General features: G+C 36.0%; 17 protein-coding genes. 15 read left to right on the top strand and 2 right to left on the bottom strand.

Annotated features, from left to right (window positions below; genetic code table 11):
- Nucleotides 1–188: 188 nt before the first annotated feature.
- The 13 genes from DLK05_RS01875 to DLK05_RS01815 all read left to right on the top strand — a co-directional run bounded on the left by DLK05_RS01875 (nt 189) and on the right by DLK05_RS01815 (nt 16,454).
- The gene (locus tag DLK05_RS01875) at nt 189–2,609 is read left to right on the top strand and encodes an SLBB domain-containing protein (protein ID WP_127342275.1); all 2,421 of its coding nucleotides are present in this window, start codon (nt 189–191) and stop codon (nt 2,607–2,609) included.
- Between the two features lie 291 nt (nt 2,610–2,900).
- A complete protein-coding gene (locus DLK05_RS01870) occupies nt 2,901–3,188 on the top strand; it encodes a GIY-YIG nuclease family protein (protein WP_127342274.1) in 288 nt (95 codons plus the stop codon).
- 470 nt (nt 3,189–3,658) lie between these two features.
- Entirely contained in the window at nt 3,659–4,789 is a 1,131-nt protein-coding gene (locus tag DLK05_RS01865) for a Wzz/FepE/Etk N-terminal domain-containing protein (RefSeq protein WP_127342273.1), read from the top strand.
- 823 nt (nt 4,790–5,612) lie between these two features.
- Nucleotides 5,613–7,043, top strand: coding sequence for a UDP-glucose 6-dehydrogenase (locus DLK05_RS01860; RefSeq protein ID WP_127342272.1), 1,431 nt, complete (start codon nt 5,613–5,615; stop codon nt 7,041–7,043).
- A 114-nt stretch (nt 7,044–7,157) separates the two neighbouring features.
- Nucleotides 7,158–8,255 (top strand): NAD-dependent epimerase, encoded by a 1,098-nt coding sequence (locus DLK05_RS01855; protein ID WP_127342271.1) that lies wholly within the window; start codon nt 7,158–7,160, stop codon nt 8,253–8,255.
- Nucleotides 8,242–9,507, top strand: coding sequence for an oligosaccharide flippase family protein (locus DLK05_RS01850; protein ID WP_127342270.1), 1,266 nt, complete (start codon nt 8,242–8,244; stop codon nt 9,505–9,507). The genes DLK05_RS01855 and DLK05_RS01850 overlap by 14 nt, the downstream gene beginning before the upstream one ends.
- A gap of 37 nt (nt 9,508–9,544) precedes the next feature.
- Nucleotides 9,545–10,576 carry a hypothetical protein gene (locus DLK05_RS01845; RefSeq protein WP_127342269.1) on the top strand — a complete coding sequence of 344 codons (1,032 nt, stop codon included), beginning with the start codon at nt 9,545–9,547 and terminating at the stop codon, nt 10,574–10,576.
- Nucleotides 10,539–11,555 carry an ATP-grasp domain-containing protein gene (locus DLK05_RS01840; RefSeq protein WP_127342268.1) on the top strand — a complete coding sequence of 339 codons (1,017 nt, stop codon included), beginning with the start codon at nt 10,539–10,541 and terminating at the stop codon, nt 11,553–11,555. Before DLK05_RS01845 ends, DLK05_RS01840 begins: the two co-directional genes overlap by 38 nt.
- Nucleotides 11,556–11,558: 3 nt before the next feature.
- Complete coding sequence (locus DLK05_RS01835; protein WP_127342267.1) at nt 11,559–12,767, top strand: NAD/NADP octopine/nopaline dehydrogenase family protein; 1,209 nt, start codon at nt 11,559–11,561, stop codon at nt 12,765–12,767.
- Between the two features lie 82 nt (nt 12,768–12,849).
- On the top strand, nt 12,850–13,992 hold the full coding sequence (locus DLK05_RS01830) for a glycosyltransferase family 4 protein (protein WP_127342266.1): 1,143 nt from the start codon (nt 12,850–12,852) through the stop codon (nt 13,990–13,992).
- Nucleotides 13,979–14,935, top strand: coding sequence for an NAD-dependent epimerase/dehydratase family protein (locus tag DLK05_RS01825; RefSeq protein WP_127342265.1), 957 nt, complete (start codon nt 13,979–13,981; stop codon nt 14,933–14,935). Before DLK05_RS01830 ends, DLK05_RS01825 begins: the two co-directional genes overlap by 14 nt.
- Before the next feature lie 28 nt (nt 14,936–14,963).
- Nucleotides 14,964–15,932: an MraY family glycosyltransferase gene (locus DLK05_RS01820; RefSeq protein ID WP_127342264.1), complete on the top strand. Its 969-nt coding sequence runs from the start codon at nt 14,964–14,966 to the stop codon at nt 15,930–15,932.
- 48 nt (nt 15,933–15,980) lie between these two features.
- On the top strand, nt 15,981–16,454 hold the full coding sequence (locus DLK05_RS01815; protein WP_127342263.1) for a WbuC family cupin fold metalloprotein: 474 nt from the start codon (nt 15,981–15,983) through the stop codon (nt 16,452–16,454).
- An 822-nt stretch (nt 16,455–17,276) separates the two neighbouring features.
- Here DLK05_RS01815 and DLK05_RS01810 read toward each other — a convergent pair.
- Nucleotides 17,277–18,209 carry a carboxypeptidase-like regulatory domain-containing protein gene (locus DLK05_RS01810; protein ID WP_127342262.1) on the bottom strand — a complete coding sequence of 311 codons (933 nt, stop codon included), beginning with the start codon at nt 18,207–18,209 and terminating at the stop codon, nt 17,277–17,279.
- Between the two features lie 1,384 nt (nt 18,210–19,593).
- Here DLK05_RS01810 and DLK05_RS01805 point away from each other — a divergent pair.
- Nucleotides 19,594–20,244 (top strand): hypothetical protein, encoded by a 651-nt coding sequence (locus tag DLK05_RS01805; protein WP_209319655.1) that lies wholly within the window; start codon nt 19,594–19,596, stop codon nt 20,242–20,244.
- Nucleotides 20,245–20,622: 378 nt separating this feature from the next.
- Here DLK05_RS01805 and DLK05_RS17405 read toward each other — a convergent pair whose 3' ends face one another.
- Nucleotides 20,623–20,766 carry a hypothetical protein gene (locus tag DLK05_RS17405; protein ID WP_209319654.1) on the bottom strand — a complete coding sequence of 48 codons (144 nt, stop codon included), beginning with the start codon at nt 20,764–20,766 and terminating at the stop codon, nt 20,623–20,625.
- Nucleotides 20,767–21,185: 419 nt separating this feature from the next.
- Here DLK05_RS17405 and DLK05_RS01800 point away from each other — a divergent pair, with 419 nt between their 5' ends.
- Nucleotides 21,186–22,355: a hybrid sensor histidine kinase/response regulator gene (locus DLK05_RS01800; protein ID WP_127342260.1), complete on the top strand. Its 1,170-nt coding sequence runs from the start codon at nt 21,186–21,188 to the stop codon at nt 22,353–22,355.
- Nucleotides 22,356–22,454 lie beyond the last annotated feature (99 nt).

Genomic DNA, 22,454 nt, shown 5'->3' with positions numbered 1-22,454 from the left:
AAGTTTGCTAATATGTTATTAAATAGCAAACGGAAAAGAGAATATAAATTAGGGATTTGAAGATTCATTTTTTATTTTTGCGCTAGCTTAAAAAACTTTGATAAAATAAAATTAGGGTTTTGTCAAAGCAGAACGGATTAAATGAGGATTTGTAAACAGATTTATCATCTATTATTTTTTAAAAGATTATGATTCGAACCGTACGGAATGCTTTTATTATTGGTCTTATGCTTGTTTTTTGCAGCATAAATGGAAATGCACAAAATACCAATATCAATCCGGCAACAGTAAATGTAAAAGCTTTAAGTGATGCCCAAATTGAACGCTTGATTGCTGAAATGGAAAAGAATGGCATGAGTATGGAGGAAGCCATGACCTTGGCTCGTGCTCGCGGTGCTTCTCAGTCGCAAATCGACCAAATGGTGCAACGAATTAACGAGATAAAGAATAATGGAGGGGCAAAAGCATCTACGATCCAGATGCAAGAAAAGACATTGCAGCCTGAGATGGAGCTGTCTAAGAAAGAAACTATTAAAGCAAGTCCTAAAAATAAAAACATATTTGGCTTTCAGTTTTTCAATTCTAAAAATCTGAGTTTTGAGCCTGGTGTTGATGTACCGGTATCCGATAGCTATTCTCTGGGAATAGGTGATGAGGTAAATATATCCGTTTATGGAGCTTCTCAACAATCCTACCTGTTGACGGTACAAAAAAACGGAGCGATTCAAATTCCTGATTTGGGACCTGTATATGTTTACGGATTGTCTTTTACAAATGCAAAAACAAAAATTAAGCACCGCCTGGTGTCTATATATAATGGTATGCAGGGGGATCAGCCCAATACTTTTGCGGATATCAGCATGGGTACACTAAAAGGGGTAAAAGTAAATGTGATAGGAGAGGTGAATGTGCCTGGAACTTATGCATTGCCAGCTACTGCTTCTGTATTTAATGCCTTATACCTGGCAGGAGGTCCCAATGAAAATGGTTCCTTTCGTCAGATTGATATCATCAGGGATGGTAAGACCATAAACTCCGTAGATGTATATGCCTATCTTGTTGATGGGAAAACGCAAGAGAATATTCAATTGCGCGATCAGGATGTGGTGTTGATTCGACCTTATTTAAAACGAGTGGCTGTTGCCGGGGAGTTCAAGCGCACAGGATTGTTTGAGGCGAAGGATGGCGAGTCTGTATCCGATTTATTACGCTATGCCGGTGGCTTTACGGATAAGGCCTATACACATCGTTTGGAATTGTATCGCAATAATTCCAGAACCTTAAGTTTTGTGGGCGTTACAGCAGCAGATTTTGAAACAACCACTTTGGTGAATGGAGATTCTCTGGTTGCAGGAGTGGTAACCCCGCGATTCGAGAATAGAATCAGTATTGAAGGAGCAGTTTATCGTCCGGGTAATTATGAGATGATAAAAGGGATGAGCCTATCGCAATTAATCACAAAAGCTGAAGGATTAAAGGAGGAGGCCTTTATGGAGCGTGGCGTGATCACCCGTAAGAAAGCAGACCGAAGTCTGGAAGCAATATCTTTTTCGGTACGCGATGTGGTAAATGGAAAAACAGATGTAGCTCTTCAGAAGGAGGACATGGTGCATATTTCCTCCATCTTTGATATGAGGGAGGCCAGAACTGTTGAGATTGTTGGTGAGGTACAATATCCAGGGACTTATGCCTGGGCCGCAAATTTAAAAATTGGGGATCTCATCTTTCAGGCTGGTGGATTCAAAGAAAATGCCGAGGTATCGGGTATTGAGGTTAGTCGTGTCCTGGATTATTCCGAAACAGAAGATTTGAACAAGGCCTTGTTGCATACTTTCCAGTTCGGACTCGATCGTAATTTAAAATTAGATCCTAAAGGGGAATCCTTTCTTTTAAATGCTTTTGATAAAGTATATGTACGCCGTGCACCGGGATATCGTCCGCAAGGCGTAGTAAGCGTGCAGGGGGAAGTGAAATATGCAGGAGATTATGGTGTAATCCGTAAGGATGAAAAAATATCTGATGTAATCAAACGTGCAGGAGGCATTACACCGGAGGCTTATGTGAAAGGAGCTTCCCTGCGCCGAAGAATAGAATTAAGCGAGGCAGAATATCAGGCTAAATTGGCAATTGCCGCTCAGGATACCACCATGAATGAAGACGAGGTGGAAAAGGTATCCTATCAGATCGTAGGAATTGATTTGCCAAAAATCATGGCAAACCCGGGAGGAAGAGCGGATTTGCAACTGCTGGCAGGGGATCAGCTGTTGGTGCCATCTAAATTGCAGACGGTTAGCGTGTCCGGTGCTGTTTTGAATCCGGTGGCGCATACCTATTCCGAAAAAAGAAGCGTGAAAGACTATATCAATAAAAGTGGAGGTTTTGCTCAGTTAGCCAAAAAAGGGAAAGTATATGTGCTTTATGCCAATGGTACTACTCAGGCAACACGCACCGGCTTGTTCGGTCGTCGTTTCCCAAGGGTTGAACCGGGTTGCGAGATTATTGTTCCGGAAAAACCAGAGGTTGATAAGGCAGCGAATGCAAGTAAATGGTTAGCCTTTACATCTACATTGGCGAGTTTAATTACGGCTATAGCGATTGCTACGCGTTAGGGAGTGAGGGATTTAATGAAACAGATGCTGAAACGAGTTCAGCATGACGAAAAGTTGAGAGATACTGAAACAAGTTCAGCATGACGTGAAGTTGAGAGATACTGAAACAAGTTCAGCATGACGAATGGTAATAGATGCTGAAACGAGTTCAGCATGATGTAACATTGACATTGTCATCTGGGATAGAACGTCATCCTGAATTAAGATCGTCATCCGAATTGAAATCGTCATCCTGAATTTATTTCAGGATCTCAGGATCCCAGGATTGACGATTAAATGAATAGTGAAACAATGAAAAGATCCTACATTTATATCATGTCAAATAAAAATAGAACAACATTATATATAGGTGTAACATCAGATTTAAATAGACGAATTGCAGAACATTCAGAGGGAATAGGAGCTAAGTTTACCAGTAAATACAATTTGACTGACTTGGTTTATTATGAAGAATTTGATGATGTAAGGGATGCAATAGCAAGGGAGAAGCAGTTGAAAAACTGGAAAAGAGAATGGAAAATGAAATTAATTAAGAGCTTTAATCCAGATCTAAAAGATTTGAAAATGGATTTTCAATAAGGTAACATTTAGATGCTGAAATAAGTTCAGCATGACGTGAAGTTGAGAGATACTGATTCGAGTTCAGTATGACGTAACATTGACATTGTCATCTAGGATAGAACGTCATTCTGAATTGAGATTGTCATCCGAATTGACAACGTCATCCTGAATTTATTTCAGGATCTCAGGATAGTTGGAAGACATAGATGCTGAAACAAGTTCAGCATGACGTAACATTGACATTGTCATCTTGGATAGAACGTCATCCTGAATTGAAACCATCATCCTGAATTGACACCGTCATCCGAATTGACAACGTCATCCTGAATTTATTTCAGGATCTCAGGATCTCAGAATTAACGTAAACTAGAGAAATACAATAATTAGAATAAGAAATATCACGCACTTAAATTAAGAGGAAAACGCCTCATCCGCAAAATCCATCTTAATTCGCGAAATTAATTATAAGCGTAACCTATTAAAAAAGTATGCAAGAATCTAAAACCGACAATACAGTTCACGACGACGAAATTGATCTGATCCAGCTCGCAAAAACCCTATGGGAAGGCAGAAGATCTGTTATCAAGACCACTCTGATTTTTATGGCACTCGGATTATTCATTGCCTTGTTCTCCGCAAAAGAATACACCGCCTCTACCACCATGGTGCCACAAGCTGCCGAGGGAGGAAGCAAGTTGGGCGGTAGCCTGGGCGGACTGGCAGCCATGGCCGGTATTAACCTGGGAAGCATGGGCGGAGGATCTGCAATACCTCCAACATTGTATCCAAAAATTGTAAGTAGTATCCCTTTTCAGAAGGAATTGATGCAAACTCCGATTACTGTCGAAGGCCAAGAAAAGGAAGTTACATTTGCTGATTACTACCTGGAAATTCAAAAGCCAACTCTTTTAGGCTATCTCAAAAAATACACCATTGGCCTTCCGGGTGTCATTATCAAAGCCATCAAAGGTGACCAATCTACCAATGACCAATTAACCAATGACAAAAAATTGCTTTCCATTAGCCAGGACGAAAAGAAATTAATAGAAATCTTGTCTGCACAGTTAAGCATTGAGGTAAACGACAAAGACGGCTACGTATCCCTTTCCGCCCGCATGCCCGAAGCAAAAGCGGCAGCTCAATTGGCAAAAAGAGCACAGGAACTCCTGCAGCAAGCCATCACCGATTTTAAAATTCAAAAGGCAAAGGATCAATTGGCTTTTGTGGAGAATCGCTTCAGCGAAAAACAAAAAGAATTTGATGCCGTACAACAAAAATTGGCTAAATTTCGCGACCGTAACAGAAATGTAAGCACTGCCATGGCGCAAACAGAACTGGAGCGCCTGCAGGCAGAATACAATTTGGTTTATGGCGTATATTCAGAGTTGGCAAAGCAGTTGGAAACACAAAAAATACAGGTAAAAGAGGATACTCCGGTATTCACCATCATAGAACCGGTTTCTATTCCCATCGAAAAATCAAAGCCTAAACGGCCGATGATTTTAGTGATCTGGACTTTCTTAGGGGGAATCGTTGGGGTAGGCATGGTGTTCGGGAAGGAATTCCTTGTTAGCATTAAGGATAAATGGAGTGAAAGTACGAATGACGCTAATGATTGACGAACAGTTAGAGATGCTGAAACAAGTTCAGCATGACGAAAAGTTGAGAGATGCTGAAACGAGTTCAGTATGACGTAACATTGACAGCGTCATCTTGAATAGAGCGTCATCCGAATTGATACCGTCATCCTGAATTTATTTCAGGATCTCAGGATTTCAGAATGAACAGATGCTGAAACAAGTTCAGCATGACGAAAAGTTGAGAGATGCTGAAACAAGTTCAGCATGACGAAAATTGACAACGTCATCCTGAATTGATACCGTCATCCTGAATTTATTTCAGGATCTCAGGATAGTTGGAAGACATTTAGATGCTGAAACAAGTTCAGCATGACGTGAAGTTGAGAGATGTTGAAACAAGTTCAGCATGACGAAAAATTGTTAGCGTCATCCTGAATTGACGAAGTTATCGCGAATTGCGATGTCATCCTGAATTGACATCATCATCCTGATGCGACGTCATCCTGAATTTATTTCAGGATTTCAGGATTTAAGAATGAACAGATGCTGAAACAAGTTCAGCATGACGTGAAGTTGAGAGATGTTGAAACAAGTTCAGCATGACGAAAAATTGTTAGCGTCATCCTGAATTGACGAAGTTATCGCGAATTGCGACGTCATCCTGAATTGACATCATCATCCTGATGCGACGTCATCCTGAATTTATTTCAGGATCTCAGGATTTAAGAATGAACAGATACTGAAACGAGTTCAGCATGACGGGAGTAGCATTAGCGTAATTCGCCTTAATTAGCGCAATCTGCTACAAGAAAGTGATGAAGTTGAAAATGAAATACAAACAATATAGAAGCATAACACTAAAATGAAAGAAATAAGGAATATATGCTGCATAGGCGCCGGTTACGTAGGTGGCCCAACCATGGCAGTGATCGCTCAAAAATGTCCGCATATCACAGTAAATGTAGTGGATATCAATGCCCAACGTATTGCCGATTGGAACGATACTGATCTAAGCAAACTACCCATCTTTGAACCAGGTCTTGCTGAGGTTGTTGCTGAGGCTCGCAACAGAAATCTTTTTTATTCTACGGATATTGAAAAATCCATTCAGGAGGCCGATGCTATCTTTATTTCGGTGAATACCCCAACCAAGACCTACGGCGTAGGAAAAGGAATGGCTGCCGACTTAAAATTTGTGGAGTTGTGTGCCCGTCAGATAGCCCGGGTAGCAAAGGAAGATAAAATTGTAGTAGAGAAATCTACGCTTCCGGTGCGTACTGCTCAGGCCATTCGTACTATCTTGGATGCTACGGGTAATGGTGCACAGTTTCAGGTACTTTCCAATCCGGAATTCCTGGCTGAAGGAACAGCCATTGCCGATTTATACGCACCAGATCGTGTTTTAATAGGTGGAGGAGAGGATGCCGCCGGACAGGAAGCAATCCAGGCACTGGCAGCAGTGTACAGGAATTGGGTTCCCAAAGAGAATATTTTCACTACCCGGGTGTGGTCTTCCGAACTATCAAAACTGACAGCCAATGCTTTTTTGGCACAGCGCGTTTCCTCCATCAATGCCATTTCTGCCTTATGTGAGAAAACCGGTGCCGATGTAGACGAGGTAGCGAAAGCCATTGGAATGGACAGCCGTATTGGTGCCAAGTTCCTGAAATCCTCGGTAGGTTTTGGTGGTTCTTGTTTCCAGAAAGACATTTTAAATCTGGTGTACTTGTGTCGCCATTTTAATTTGCCCGAAGCAGCAGACTACTGGGAGCAGGTGGTGAAAATGAACGATTACCAAAAACACCGCTTTGCCAAAAACATCATCGATTCGCTCTTCAATACCGTATCGGGCAAGAAAATTGCTTTCCTGGGCTGGGCTTTCAAGAAGGATACCAACGATACCCGCGAATCTGCTGCCATTTATGTGGCAGATGAATTGCTTCAGGATAGAGCAGAAATCCACGTGTACGACCCAAAAGTCCCTGCAGAAAAAATATATGCCGACCTGGAATACCTACAGACCCAAAAAACAGGCTGTCATCCCGAGGGAAGCGAAGCGACGAGGGATCTGCTAAATAGAGTAACCGTTCACCAAAACCCCTATGATGCCATGAAGGATGCCCACGCCATAGCAATCCTCACCGAATGGGACGAATTTAAAACCTACGATTGGCAAAAGGTTTATGAGGAAATGCTGAAACCTGCTTTCGTGTTTGATGGTAGAAATATTGTAGATAAAGCGCAATTGGAAGCCTTGGGTTTTGAGGTGTATAACATTGGTAAAGGAAAGTAAAAAACACCAATGACACAAATTAAGGCGAATTACACGAATGCGACAGATTGGATGTGTTCGTGTAATTAGTTCTAATTAGCGTAATATTTAGTAATTAGCGAAATTCGCGTTTATATGAAGATACTAGTAACAGGAGCAGCAGGATTTATCGGTTTCCATTTAGTGGAGGCCTTGGTGAAAGAGGGTCATGAAGTGCTTGGAATCGACAACATCAACGACTACTACGATGTGAACCTAAAATATGCCCGATTGGCAGAATCAGGAATTGATCGTTCTAAAGTGGATCATTATCCTGAACTCATTTCAGAATTTAACGGCCCAAACCGTCATCCTGAACTCGTTTCAGGATCTCTTAATGATTTGTTGGTTCAAAGTTTGAAGTACAGTAACTATCGCTTCGCAAAATTAGACATCACCAATCTAAAAGGCCTGGAGGATTTGTTTACTCAGGAAAAATTCACGCATGTAGTTAACCTTGCAGCTCAAGCTGGTGTTCGTTATTCCATCGAAAACCCACATGCTTACGTACAATCTAATTTGGTGGGTTATGTCAATATTTTGGAATGTTGCCGCCACAATAAAATTGAACACTTGGTTTATGCTTCAAGTTCTTCTGTTTATGGCGCAAATGCTAAAATTCCATTCTCTGAAGACGATCGTGTGGATCACCCCGTAAGTTTGTATGCGGCCACCAAAAAGAGCAACGAGCTGATGGCCTATACCTACAGTCATTTGTACAACTTGCCAACCACAGGTTTGCGTTTCTTTACAGTTTATGGGCCTTGGGGAAGACCCGATATGGCTCCAATGTTATTTGCAAACGCCATTATGAAAGAAGAACCAATTAAAGTTTTTAATAATGGGGAAATGAAAAGAGATTTCACTTTTATAAGTGATATAGTAGATGGTGTAATGAAGAGTCTTTTTGCAATCTCGGACAATGAAGTTAAGGCGGAAGTATATAATATTGGTAATTCTAGTCCTGTTGATTTAATGGAGTTTATTGATATTTTGGAAAAATCTTTAGAAAAGAAAGTACAAAAGAACTTCATGCCAATGCAAATGGGAGACGTAAAAGTAACGTATGCTGACACTAGTAAATTGTCTAATGTAACAAATTACAAGCCTAAAGTTATAATACAAGAAGGTGTAAAGATTTTTGCCGAATGGTTTTGTACATATAAAAAAGGAATATTAATTGAGAAAGACTAAATTGACACTTAATGAAAATATTAATATAGATGCCATAAAAAAGATTTTTAAAAACTTTTCAATGCTTGCTGCCATGCAAGTTGGTATTCTCTTATTAACGCTGGCTATAGTTCCATTTTTGTTTAGAAATCTGGGAGCGGACCAATATGGTGTTGTAGTATTTGCGAATGCAGTAATATTTTATTTTCAAATTTTAATTGATTTCGGATTTCAACAATCAGCGACAAAAGATTTAACGCTAAGATTGGGCAAGAAAAATCTTGTGGGTAATGTTTTTACTACAGTTTATATTTTAAAATTATTATTGTCGATTCTGTCTTTAATAATCGTATTTTTGCTATGCAATTTGATTGTTAGATTTGAGCAAATTAGTGATGTCATTCTTATTAGTTTACTGCTGGTTGTGGGTAAAAGTTTAGTGCCAAACTTTTATTATCAGGCAATAGAAAAAATGGAGTTTATTACTATTTTTAATTTAGCTGCTCGATCACTATTTACAATTTGTGTCTTTGTTTTTATTGATTCTAAATCAAGTGCATATGATGTCCAGCTAATCAATGGAATTTCATTTTTACTAATCGGTGTAATCTCCTTTGTTTATACCATGATGAAAGGGAAAATAAATTTCTCGCTTCCTCCTGCTAACTATATGAAAGTGTTTTTTCTTCGTTGCTTGAATGTATTTTATTCTAACCTAAGTTTAAATGTAACTCAAACAACAAATATCCTCGTATTAGGATTTTTTAGAAGCGATGCGATTGTTGCTTTTTATGGAATAGGAGAAAAATTTGTAGCTGCCGGAACAGGTGTTATGAGAGCTTTAACTCAGGCCCTGTATCCAAAAATTATTTCCCACGCAAAAAAAACAAAGGGGAATAAGTATTTTAATTATTTGTTATTGTTTTATTTTCTCATGATGCTAGTGGGTTGTGTCATTTTTGATATATTCTCCGAAGCATTTATCAAATTAGTTACAAACGAATACTTACAGCAAGTTGATGCTATTGTTGGCGTTATAATTTATGTAGTAATTTTCATGTCTCTTAACGAATTACTTACGCAGATTTCAATTTCAAAAGGAAAGATTGTCACAATTTCCAAGATCATGGTTGGAACCCTTATCATAAATGTTGTAGTACTCTCTTTTATTTTGTATTACTTTAAAGGAAATCAATTTGTTTATTATATTGTGATTTCTCAAATGTTATTGTTTGGAATTTTATTTTATCGAGGATATGCTGAGAGGAATTAAACTTATTGACTTATTTATTGCTTTTAAGTTTCTATATATGTTTTTGGCAGTTTTTGTAATTGCTCGATTAACAAAATTAGGAGATACTGAATTGTATTTGAATTCAAGTATTCCATTTTCCTTAAAAGGACTTTTTATTTCAACCGATTTAATAATATATCTGGTTCGAATAATAAAGTTGGTATTTCGATTAGATATAATAGTACACTTCTTTTTTTGTATAACTTCTATAGTTGGAATAATTTATCCGTTAAAAAAATTAAGTCTATCAAAACGTAATTATAGGCTTTTATTTTTTCTTTTAATGTTGCCATCTTTTGGTATTTGGACATCTATAGTGGGTAAAGATGCTTTGGGTGCTTATGCTATTGGAATTATCATTGGAAAACTCATTGATTACTCGAATAAAGGAAAAATAAAGTATGATTTCTTGTTATGTTCAGCTTTATACTTATTGGCAGTATTAAAACCCCAATATTTTATTGCTTTAGTTAATATATTTTTCTTAATATTTTTAAATAAGAAAGTAAAAGATAAGTTAGTGTGGGGTATTATAGTAATATCTCAGATAGTATTCTGCGTAGCAGTACTTCTATATTTTAGCGATACAATTGATCAATTGGCAAGGATGATGGAACAGCATTTTTCATTATCCTCAAATACGACCAGACAGAATCAATTCTGGCTTGAGAAGAATGATTTTTTCAAAAAAATTCCAATTGGTTTTTATTTGAGTTTTGTTGGACCAAGTTTAAGTGAGGTAAATAACCTTCTGACACTATCCGCTTTTATTGAGAGTTGGATAATTATCATTGTTATGACTTTTATTGTGTCAGAGAAATTAATTATAAGGATAAGTTTGGGTAAACTACATGTACGAAACATTTACATGTATTTTAGTACCGTGTTTTGGATCATGTTGGTGCATTATCCATTTGGATTATTAAATCCTGGTAGTGCTAACCGATATCGAAGTAACTTTATCCATTTTATTATCATTATGGGATTTGTAATTTTTAATCAGCTTTATTATGAAGGTAGGGATCTTAAAAGAATTTATGGGAAATGAAAAATATGTGGAGAATGCATGTATTGAATTAGGAATCGATTATGTGACCATAGATTTTTTGAGTGAAAATTGGCTTGAAGAAGTAAAAGAAAGTAATTGTGACGCTTTTATGTATCGTCCTTCTAATTTGCTTTCTCATTGGAGAGATTTATTTGTTGAAAGAATTTATGTACTTGAGAAAGTAATGAATTTACTTGTTTATCCAAAGTTCAATGAAATTCATTTTTACGAAAACAAAAGACTTTTAGCCTATTATCTGCAAGCTTATTCTATTCCTCACCCAAAAACCTATGTAATATATGATAAAAACGAGGGGAAAGAATTGGCTAAAAGCTTTGATTACCCAGTTGTTAATAAAACAAATATAGGGAGTGGGGGATCAGGAGTAGTTAAAATTAAAGGGCAATATTCATACAAGAGATATCTTAGAAAAGTATTTCCTTTTATGAAAATAGGATTTGGTGGATTAACTAGATATAATACGCTTAAACATAAGTATAATATTCCTGTTAGTGTTCCAATTTTAAGCGACCGCCAAAAAGGGTATGTAATTACACAAGAATGCGTTGATATTGTATATGAATGGAGAATGATAAAAATTGGCGATAGTTATTTTGGACATCAAAAGTTAGAAAAGAATGGTTCACATAGTGGATCGGGTCTTGTTGGCTGGGTTGATGTTCCTAGAGATTTACTTGAATTTGTCAAGGATATCGCCATCAAGATGGATCATAACTGTATGGCGTATGATATTTTTGAAACAAAAGATGGTAAATACCTTGTAAATGAAATGCAAACAGCATTTGGCGGTTATAACCCATCGCAAATGTATATAAATGAAGAACCATACCGTTACTTATTCAAAGATGGAGAATGGATTTTAGAAAAAGGCTTATTCAATCAAAACTCTAGTTATAATTTAAGACTTTTAGATCTAAAAAGGATATTATCAGAAGAATCTATAACCAATAATTTTTAGAAAATGGAAAAAAGAAAAAGTGTTATAACAGTAGTTGGGGGTGGTAATAGTGCCCATACACTTATCCCTTTACTTCATAGTGCTGGGCATACTGTTAATTTATTGTCAAGATCACCCGAAAAATGGTCAGAGGAAATTAATTTGGAGTACCAATTGCCAGATACTTCTGTTCATTCTACATTTAAAGGGAAAATTGAAAAATGCAGTTCTGATCCGAATGAGGTTATACCTCAATCTGAAGTCATAATTTTGTGTATGCCAGTATGCGAATATAGAAATGCATTACATAACATAGGTCCTGCAATTAATAAAGACAAAAATGTTTATGTAGGTACAATTTATGGTCAAGGTGGTTTTAACTGGATGGTTGAAGAGATTGCCGATAAATTTGAACTTAAGAATATAATCACCTTTGCCGTTGGTTTAATACCTTGGGTATGCCGCACGAAAACTTATGGAAAAGAAGGGATTACTTATGGACCTAAATCAGTCAATGTTGTTGCACTATCCGATAAAAGTTATTTCGAGAGTTTAAATGAATTAGTATTAAACGATATTTGTTATCGTTGGTTTGATACTGGAAAATTTAAGTTAGCTGAAAATTTCATTTCCTTAACCTTATCTGTGGATAATCAAATAATTCATACAACAAGGATGTTTGGTCTATTTCTTAAATATGGAGGAGTATGGCATAAGCAAGAAGAAATACCATATTTCTATAGAGACTATGATCAATTATCTGCGGATCTTCTTAAAGACCTTGATGGCGACTATACTGGAATTAGGGAAGAAATAAAAAATAGATTTCCAGACCAATCTTTCACCTACATGTTAGACTATTTGGAACTTGAACGTGTTTCTTACAATTCATGTAATTCGGATATTCTAGGGTCATTCGTTACATCAAACACCTTAGGTAATATTTTGACACCTGCAATTCAACATGAAGATGGTATTTATAAAGTAAGTAGTGAGTATCGATTTTATACAGATGATATTTACTATGGATTGTGTATTGCTAAATGGATAGGTGAAAAATTAGGTAAAAACACACCTACAATTGATAAGATATTAGAATGGGCACAAGAAGTCTTGAAAATTGATCTTATTGAAAATAAAAAGTTAGTTTTGAAACCTACAGATTGTGGTCAGTTCTTATATGGCATCCCAAGTGCATATGGTATTGATTCATTAGAGAAATTAGTAGAATAATATTATTTGAAATAGAGAATGTAAGAAAATGTAAGTCCTGCAATGATTTACATTTTCTTTCTTTTTCAATGAAGTAGAAAAAATGAACAAGAAAATATTTATAGTTGTTAATGTCGATTGGTTTTTCCTATCACATAGACTTCCTATTGCACTTGCCGCCATTAAAAATGGTTATGATGTAACTCTCATAACTAAAGATAGTGGAAGAAGACATGAAATTGAGGAAATGGGAATCAATTTTATAGATATGCCATTTGAGAGGTCGAAGTTTAATCCTATAAATGAATACTTAATTTATAGGAAGTTACGGAGATTATATAAGGAAGAACGTCCAGATATTGTACATCATGTTACTCTAAAGCCAATGATACTTGGTGGGTTTGCTGTTCGTAAGTTTCCAAACATTTCAGTTGTTAACGCAGTAAGTGGCTTGGGTATATTATTTTCTTCTGAAGGGTCAAAATTAAAAAGGTTTTTTGCTTTACAATTATTGCGACGATCATTTCGCATTGATAATAAATTAAAGGTTATTTTTCAAAATTCCGATGATCAAGCTATTTTAGTAAACAATGGTATTGTTGAAAGTGAACAAACTGTTTTTACTAAGGGATCAGGTGTTAACTTGGATGAATTTTCATATAAACCCGTCGCAAAAAAGGAAAGAGTGCAGGTTTTGTTAGCATCGCGCCTTTTATACCCAAAGGGTTTTCAAGAGTTTTATTTAGCAGCAAAGGAGATAAAAAATTCTTATGGAATAAATAATGTCGATTTTGTAATTGCAGGTGGATTAGATGAACTAAACCCTGCTGCAATAAGTGAAGAAACAATACGAGAATGGGAATCAGATGGAACTATAAAATGGTTAGGGTTTGCAAAAAATATGCAAGAGTTAATTGCCAAATCTGATATAATTGTTTTTCCTTCATATTATGGAGAGGGAATTCCAAAATTTTTAATTGAATCTTGTGCAATAGGAAGACCAATAATTACGACTAATCATCCTGGGTGTAAGGAGTGTGTTGTAGAAGGGGAAAATGGTTATTTGATTCCACCAAAAGATTATAAAATATTGGCTGAACGATTGGAAAAGCTTATTCTTGGAGACGTGCTACGAGAACAATTTGGTAAAAAATCGAGATCTATTGCTGAAAAGGATTTTAGTGTAGATAGGGTTGTTGATGAACATTTAAAAGTATATAAAGAATTTTTGTATGAAGCAATTTAAAATACTTATAACCGGTATTTCAGGCTTTGTTGGAAGAAATTTAGTTAACTATTTAGCTAAATTTCCTAATTATAAATTATACGGGCTAGATATTATTGATCAAGATATTGACGGTGTTGAGCATATTTATTCTTGGAGTAAACTAAATGAACTACAGGAATTCGATGTTATCATTCATTTAGCGGGCAAAGCGCATGACTTAAAAAACACATCTGATGATAAAGTCTATTTTGATATAAATTACGGATTGACTAAAAAAATCTACGATTGGTTTTTAGACAGTAATTGTTCAAAATTCTTTTTCATGAGCTCGGTAAAGGCGGTTGCGGATGTTGTACAAGGAGAAACTCTTGATGAAAAAGAAAAATGCAATCCTGTAACTGCATATGGTAAATCCAAATTAAAAGCTGAGGAACATATTTTGTCTATGAATTTACCATTGGGTAAATCGTTTTATATTTTTAGACCTTGTATGATACATGGTCCTGGGAATAAAGGAAATTTAAATTTGCTGTATCGTTTTTCTAAATCTGGAATTCCTTATCCTTTGGGAAGTTTTGATAACAAGCGTTCATTTTTGAGCGTATCTAATCTCTGCTTTATTTTTAATGAATTTATTATCAATAAGGTGGATTCTGGTATATATCATTTGGCAGATGATGATGCCATCTCCACAAATGAATTAATTAAAGTAATATCTGAAACACTTAATAGAAAGGCAAGGATATTAAAGCTACCTGTTAATTTGGTGACAAGTTTGGCTAAACTTGGCTCTATTCTACATTTACCATTAACGGAAGAGAGATTAAATAAATTAACTGAGAATTATGTTGTTTCAAATCTTAAAATAAAGAAGGTATTGAGTAAAACGTTGCCAGTTTCAACACGTGAAGGTTTGGTTGAAACTATTAAATCATTTTCACATACCAAGTCACTAAATTAGATCACTACAAAGATAATATTGAACAGCTATGTATTACATCTTAATTAGTTTAATCCTGATCGCCATTATTCTTATTTACTTTAAAATTGCCGATCGTTTTAATATTATTGACAAGCCAAATCAAAGAAGTTCTCATACTTCCATAACTTTAAGGGGAGGTGGAATTATCTTTTATTTTGGTGTTTTATCTTTTTTTATTTATTCGGGTTTTCAATACTCCTGGTTTTTTCTTGGCTTAACACTAATAACTCTAATTAGTTTTCTGGATGATATTTTGACACTATCAAATAAGCTTCGCCTTTCCGTTCATTTAATTGCCATGGCTTTACTTTTTTATCAATTGAATTTGTTTGACCAACCATGGTATTGGATTGTGATGGCATTTATACTATTCATAGGAATAACCAATGCTTACAATTTTATGGATGGGATTAATGGAATAACTGGTGTATACAGTATTGCTGTATTAGCAGGTTTATGGATGCTTAACAACTATCATGTAAATTTCATAGAAAATGATTTAATCTATTGTACTTCGTTAAGTGTAATGGTTTTTAATTTTTACAATTTTAGAAAAAAAGCAAAATGTTTTGCCGGTGATGTTGGTTCCATAGCCATAGCTTTTATTCTGCTATTCATGATTGGCAAATTACTTTTAGTTCAACCATCTATTGTTCCGGTATTATTGTTGGGAGTATATGGTGTAGATAGTGTTTTAACCATTATTCACCGTTTGTTACTAAAAGAAAACATCTTTCAGGCACATCGAAAGCATTTATACCAGATTCTGGCAAATGAAGCTAAAGTGCCACATTTATTAGTTGCAAGTGCTTATGCTCTTGTTCAGTTGGCTTTAAATTTTGTGGTTTTATTGTTATTGAAAGTAGATGTTGGAATTGCGGCAATCATACTATTGGTTTTGTCTGTTTTACTAATCTTGGCAGTAATTTATATCATCGTAAAACGCAAATATTTTCATTTGCATCAACTTGCTTAAAATATAAATTCAGGCAGATCAAAAGTTTTATTAATTAGATTAATGATTGTGAAAAGTATAAATACAGAATTACTGAATCGAATATCTGAAGAAGCAATTAAAAATCCTCGTAAACGCATGAATTACAATTTTCATGAAAATGGTGAGGAATTGTTACAACGAATGCTAAATGCATTGGAGCCTGGAACTTATTTACCTCCTCACAGACACACAGAAAAAGTAGAAGTCTTTTTACTGTTAAGAGGTAAGATTCAGGTGTTACTTTTTGATGATTCTGGAGAAATTATTGAAGTAAAACCATTGAATCCTATTTCAGGTGGGTATGGTGTAGAAATTCCAGCAGGTATCTGGCATACCATTATGGTAGAGGATTCTGGTTCTGTAATTTACGAAATTAAAGAAGGGCCCTATGTTCCAGGAGTAGGTGTAGAATTTGCGTCTTGGGCACCAAAACCTGAGGCGATAAAAGATGTTGAGAACTATATGGATTCTTTAAATCAAAAAATAAAGAATTTAAAATAACAACTTCGGTGTACCATCCCAAAAGTTGTTAGTACTCGCGGGGCTGATTGTACGAAATTAAGAGCTCTGGTTTACAGGGCTTTTAATTTCTATTTGAAGCAACTATAGTCTATGATCTGTCATTGCGAGGCGGAGTTACGGAGCCGCGGCAATCTGCCCGAATAAAGCTGTCATTGCGAAGCCGACAAAGGAGGCTGTGGCAATCTGCCCGAATACAGCAGCGCCCCAAACGGAATGCCTGAAAAATTTCAACAGATTGCTTCATCTGCTATTCCGGAGCATGTTGACCCCTCTTAAGTAAAAACAGAGTTTTTGGTTTTATTAGTGGTAGGGCTATCTCTGAAATTGAGAGATCCTGAAATAAATTCAGGATGACGTTCCATTTTTCTGTCATGCTGAACTTGTTTCAGTATCTGTTTCTATTGTTGCTGAGTTCAAGGTGTCAATGCCTGAAATAAGTTGACCATTAAAAAAAGAAAAAATGGTAACAAAAAATCATTTTACATTGACAGTGATCTGTCCGAATGAAACTGTCATTGCGAGGAGTTGTTCCAACGACGAAGCAATCTGCTGTTCCTCTGTCATTGCGAGGCGGAGGCACGGAGCCGTGGCAATCTGCCCGAATACAGCAGCGCCCCAAACGGAACGCCTGCACCATTTTCAACAGATTGCTTCATTCGCTATCGCTACTTCGCAATGACACTATTAATTAGCTGACCTAAAGAGAGCAGCGAAACAATCCGTCCAATCCAAACAAGCCAAAAAAATAGTGCTCCCCAATAAATGGAGAGCACTAATAAAATTAAGTAGAACCCTGTAAATTTATTCCATTTCTTCAGAATGCATTATCAATGCAGGTTCCAATAAAATATCTAATTTATTGGTTTCACCAGGATGATGCACGAGGGTAAGCGTTTGAGTCTGGTAATTCACAGCACTCACCTCTACCTGATAGGTTCCTGCTTCCAAATTCTTGATTCGGAAACCACCTTTTGTACTATTACAAAAATGTTTGATTCCAACAGCAGGAATATGTATCAAGGCCCTTGTAATTGGTTTATTGGTAACCCGATCGAAAATAGTACCGCGAACAGCTAATTTTCTGTTGACAGCATTTTCTCTTTCTGTCGCCAATAAATACGCACGATAAAGATCTGGCTCTGATTCCTTAAAATAGGATTCCATTACCCGATTCAAGCGTTCATTAAAAATGTCAATCACCTCCGTACTATAGGTTTTAATTTGTTCGGTAGCAATTTTCCCTTTCTTAATGCTCTCCTGAGGTTGAGGAATGGCAGCTTCAAAAGCAATTGCATCAGCTTTAAGTGTTGCTAACATTTCCGGTGTCACCCCGATTATTGTCAGGTTTTCACCCAAATCATCACAATAAGTTATGGTGTTTTTTGCTTTGCTTACAAGCCTGGCATTGGATATATGCCCCAAATTGCTTACGCTATCCCTAAAATTGCGAATTACTGCCTGATTACCGGTTTTAAGGCAATCATTATAAATTAAATTCATTACCAGATGCAGGCTATTAGCCAAGTCAGCTTTTTTAAGCCGCTTAACTGCTGTGATTCCTTTAAAATCATAGTTGTGTGCCTGTTTGGCCACTTCAAGTTTTGGGATATATTTTAGAATTAAATCAATCACCTCCCATACAAGTGGAATTGCTTCTAGTTTTGTTTGATTCGATGCCACAAAATCGTTGAATCTTGGCAACATTTTGTGAATCGGTTTATACTTTTTATTCATTGCTTTTAAATTTTAATTGTTAGATTATCCAAGGAAAAATATCTCCTTTTCGATGGACTGTTTTTATAATAGAGAACTACTTAATTTTTACATGATACCGAAACCATTATATCTGTTGGCTAAATCAGACTATTGGTTATAGGTGTAATTCTTAAAGTTCCTTCCGCAATTAAACGGCTGTCTTTCCGGAAGGATGTTTTGTTCCTATGTTTGTTAATGCTCTTCTCCTCTAATCCATTGCTCTTGGTGTTTAAATTCATGCTCTTTCAAAAAAATGATTTGCTCTTGGCATTTTCATCTCGGCTGTTTAGGAAAAAGTTACTGCTCTGCCTCAAAAAATGATTGCTCCTCCTTTCGGAGTCTTTGCTCTTCCATAAAAAATGAATGCTGTTTCATCGGGAGCCTTTGCTATTCCTTAAAATGATGCGCTTAATGCAATCGGAAGAATTTCATGGTAACATAGATTATATTCTTATTGGGATTGTAATAATTTATTGTCTGCATTATAAAAGGGCATAAAAAAAATTAAACGATGATTAAAAGTAGGAGAAAAAATATTAAAATCATAAAAATAAAGAGATTAATGTAATAATATTATTAGTTAAAAGATGTTAAAGATCTATTAGTATCGGATTCCATCGTATGATATAGACAAGGAATTGAGGTAATCCATTTTTTTATACTGACCTAACGGGCGTAGCAATCTTCATCAATTTGCATCAGCATTTATTCATTGCGTTCTCCCCTTTTCAGGGGAGATGTCCGACAGGACAGAGGGGTGCATGAGAACTGCTAATTGAAGATAAAGGCACCCTTTTCCCTATCGGGATTTTCCCTGAATAGGGAAAAAACAGGAATTGATGTTAATACTCTTTTTCGGAAGTTTATTAATTGCAAAATGTTTCCATCAAAGCTGTCATTGCGAGCGCAGCGCGGCAATCCGTTCGAATACTACCAAACCAAAAAGGAAAATGTGGCAATAAAGATCAAGTTTGGGAGGGCCTGAAAGGCTCTAATTCCATAGCCCGGAATACTACTCCTACCGTCGCGCACATTTTCCTTAATTAGAGGCAATTGGATTATTCGCGACGGAATTAAGAAAGTATTCAGCGAGAGGATATGCATATCTTAATAAACAAAAACCCAAAGAATTTAATTTTTTGAGTTTTTTCATTTTAGATGGTTTGGTATTTGATCAATTTCTCATTTTTATTTTTTTGAAAAGTGAACGAATATCTATCGTACAACACCTGGTTGTAATTTATTGGCGGTTGTAAATACAAAACGGAAGTACCATTTTCTTGATTGACATCAGTGAAAATCATTAACAATCAGTGTCTTTATTTTTAGCTTTTGATTAAATTTGCTTAGCGAAAAGACGTGGATGTTTCAGAAAAAATCAGCTATGAAATTGGATAATAAATTTAAGGAAGCTATTTCTAATTTACCATCAAACGAAAAAGATAAGCTCCTGTTTCGTTTGTTGAAAAAGGACTCTAATCTTGTTAATCGTTTGTACTTTGATTTGATTGATAATAAATCGATTGAAAGTAGGAGACAGGAAATGGAAACTCATGTGCTAAAACAGATCAATAAGATGACCAACGGGTATTACAGTCCAGGCTATCTGCATATGGACATGCGATATTTGAGTGGAGAGATAACAGAGCATGTTAGAATTACCAGAGATCATTTTGGTGAAGTTAGCTTAAACTTATTGATGTTGAATGGGGTATTGCAATCCAATAGTAGAAAAATAGCGGATGAACCCTATGGTAAAGCCTATAAATGTTGTATGTATATTATTACAAGAACATTTAAAATATTGACGTTAATCAATAAGTTACATGAAGATTATTTTATCGATTTAAAAAATGATTTACAGAGCTTGGGTAATCAAATCTCCGAAAATGAATATCTAATTAAGCTTGCTATTCAGAACGGGTTAGATGTGAATTGGCTGATATCAGTGGATATTCCCGATAATATTGTTCAGATTCACAAAGATATTCGTAGTCAGGGTTTTTTGAAGTAAAGACCTTTGTCTTTTTTATTCAAAGTACAATGCTTGATATAGGCTGTCATTGCGAGGAGTCCTTTCGACGACGAAGCAATCTATCCGAACACTGCCATGTCAAATTAAAGAAAAATTAGATTCAAGTTATGCGAGCCTGAAAGGCTCTAATTCCATAGCCCGGGATAAAGGAGCGATAAGCGACTGCCATCCCGGGATAGGTAAACCAATGTAAATCGTCGCGCATACTTCACTTGAATAGAAGTAATCAGATTATTCGCGACGGAATAGGAAAGAACACACATTCGCGATAATTAGATATAATTCGTGTAATTCTTTCATCACAACAACAAAGCCCCGAAAAAATAAATTCCCAGGGCTTTTGTCAATTGGGAGGCATTAAATGCAATAATCTAATACTATAGCTGCATTTTCCTGATCTCCATTTTCCAATAATTGGTTTGCCATTTGGATCAATTGATTGGTTTTTGCACCTTTTCTGATTGCGTCGGCAATCTCTTGTGGTAAGTTTTCCAATTCCATGTTAATTATTTTTGTAATAGTAGTGTGATAATGAATTGTAAAATTACATTGAAATAATCAGATTGCAAAGTGTCAAAGCTGCCAAGTTTGAGTTTTAATCTATTAAAAAGATTTATTCACGCTTGATTATTTACTGTATGTGGAAATATTAGTTTGTTGTAGGAATGGAAACCTTTGCATGGAAGCAGCAACTACGATTCTTATTTTTGAAGAGCGTAGGAGTTGTCAGTTTTGCTAAACTGTTAATAAATAATCTAAATAAGAGTCTTCTCTTAGGTATATTTGCTTCTTTTTAGGAATTGACCTACGCTAGTTGAGATTTATCTCTTATATTTAGGGATCGCAAATTTTAGAGATCGATTTTATCCTTTGTTTGCTGTTTTGAAACAATATCTATTTCTCCCTATAAATAACTAAAAATGAAGAAGCATCAGATCCTCATTGTAGATGATATTCCTGATAATATTAAAGTTTTACAGTCTATTCTTTCCCACGAGTCTTTCGAAATTACCTATGCTTTAAATGGAAAAGATGCAATAAGTTTATGTATTTCCAATAGTTTTGATCTGATTTTATTAGACATCATGATGCCGGAAATGGATGGCTATGAGGTTTGTCAGTTTTTAAAATCAAAAAATAAAACCAAAGATATTCCGATCATATTCCTAACTGCCAAGGTGGATGAGGAGGCAATCATCAAAGGCTTTGAGGTGGGTGCTCAGGATTATGTGACGAAGCCATTCAATTCTCAGGAGTTGATAGCCAGGGTGAATACCCATTTGGATCTGAAGCATAAAAACGAGGCGTTGAAATTCATGAATATGGATTTAGAGGGGAAGGTTGCGGTTCGAACCCTTGAATTGGAGGAAATGAATCAAGACCTGACGCGAGCCAATAAGCATCTTTCTTCCCTGGAGGAGGCAAAGAATGATTTTCTTTCGCTGATGTCCACAGAACTTCGGGAACCATTGAATGGAATCGTCGGTTTTGTAGAGATGCTCGAATATGCCATTAAGAACAAAACCAATTTAAGATATGTACGCTTTATTCGCCAGGCTTGTGAAAAGCTAATTGGGGTTTCAGATATGGCTTTACTACTCTCTGCTTTACGCTTCGATAGATATGAAATGAAGGTCTTGGGAATTCCGGTGCATGAGATTGCAAAAAACAGCGCGGATAAGTTGAAGTCTTTAAGTAATCAGCGTAAGGTGAAAGTGAAGATGAATATTCCTCGAAACTATATCGTTCGTGCGGATGAGAAGTTGTTGGAAATCAGTCTGGAAAAATTGATAGAGAATGCCATTACTAATGCTCCCCCAAAATCAGAAGTTACCATTGGAGCTGAATTAAAAGGTCCGAAAGTGAATATCTTTGTTCAGGATAGAGGAGTACATTTTGCACCGACAGAAGTTGATTATACATTCCGCTTTTTCGAGCTTAAAAAGGAGGATCACAATCATAATTTTAAAAGATTCACTCCTGGTCTGGTAGTAGTTAAGTTGGTAATGGATCTTCATAAAACCGATGTGGAAGTTGAAAATTTAGAGGAAGGCGGAGTTCGTGTTTCTTTCCTGTTACCAGAATATTAGAATAGCGTAATATATGACCTTGTGGGATTCATTTAGCTTTCCTAAGTGCATTTCTATTTGGATAAGTGCAAAAACCTGCAGCATAAAAGAATTAAACCA

The organism is Ancylomarina longa, assembly GCF_003996985.1.
Classification (GTDB): Bacteria; Bacteroidota; Bacteroidia; order Bacteroidales; family Marinifilaceae; genus Ancylomarina_A; species Ancylomarina_A longa.
Note: the sequence above shows the minus strand (reverse complement) of the source record. Positions and strands in the feature narration are given on the sequence as shown.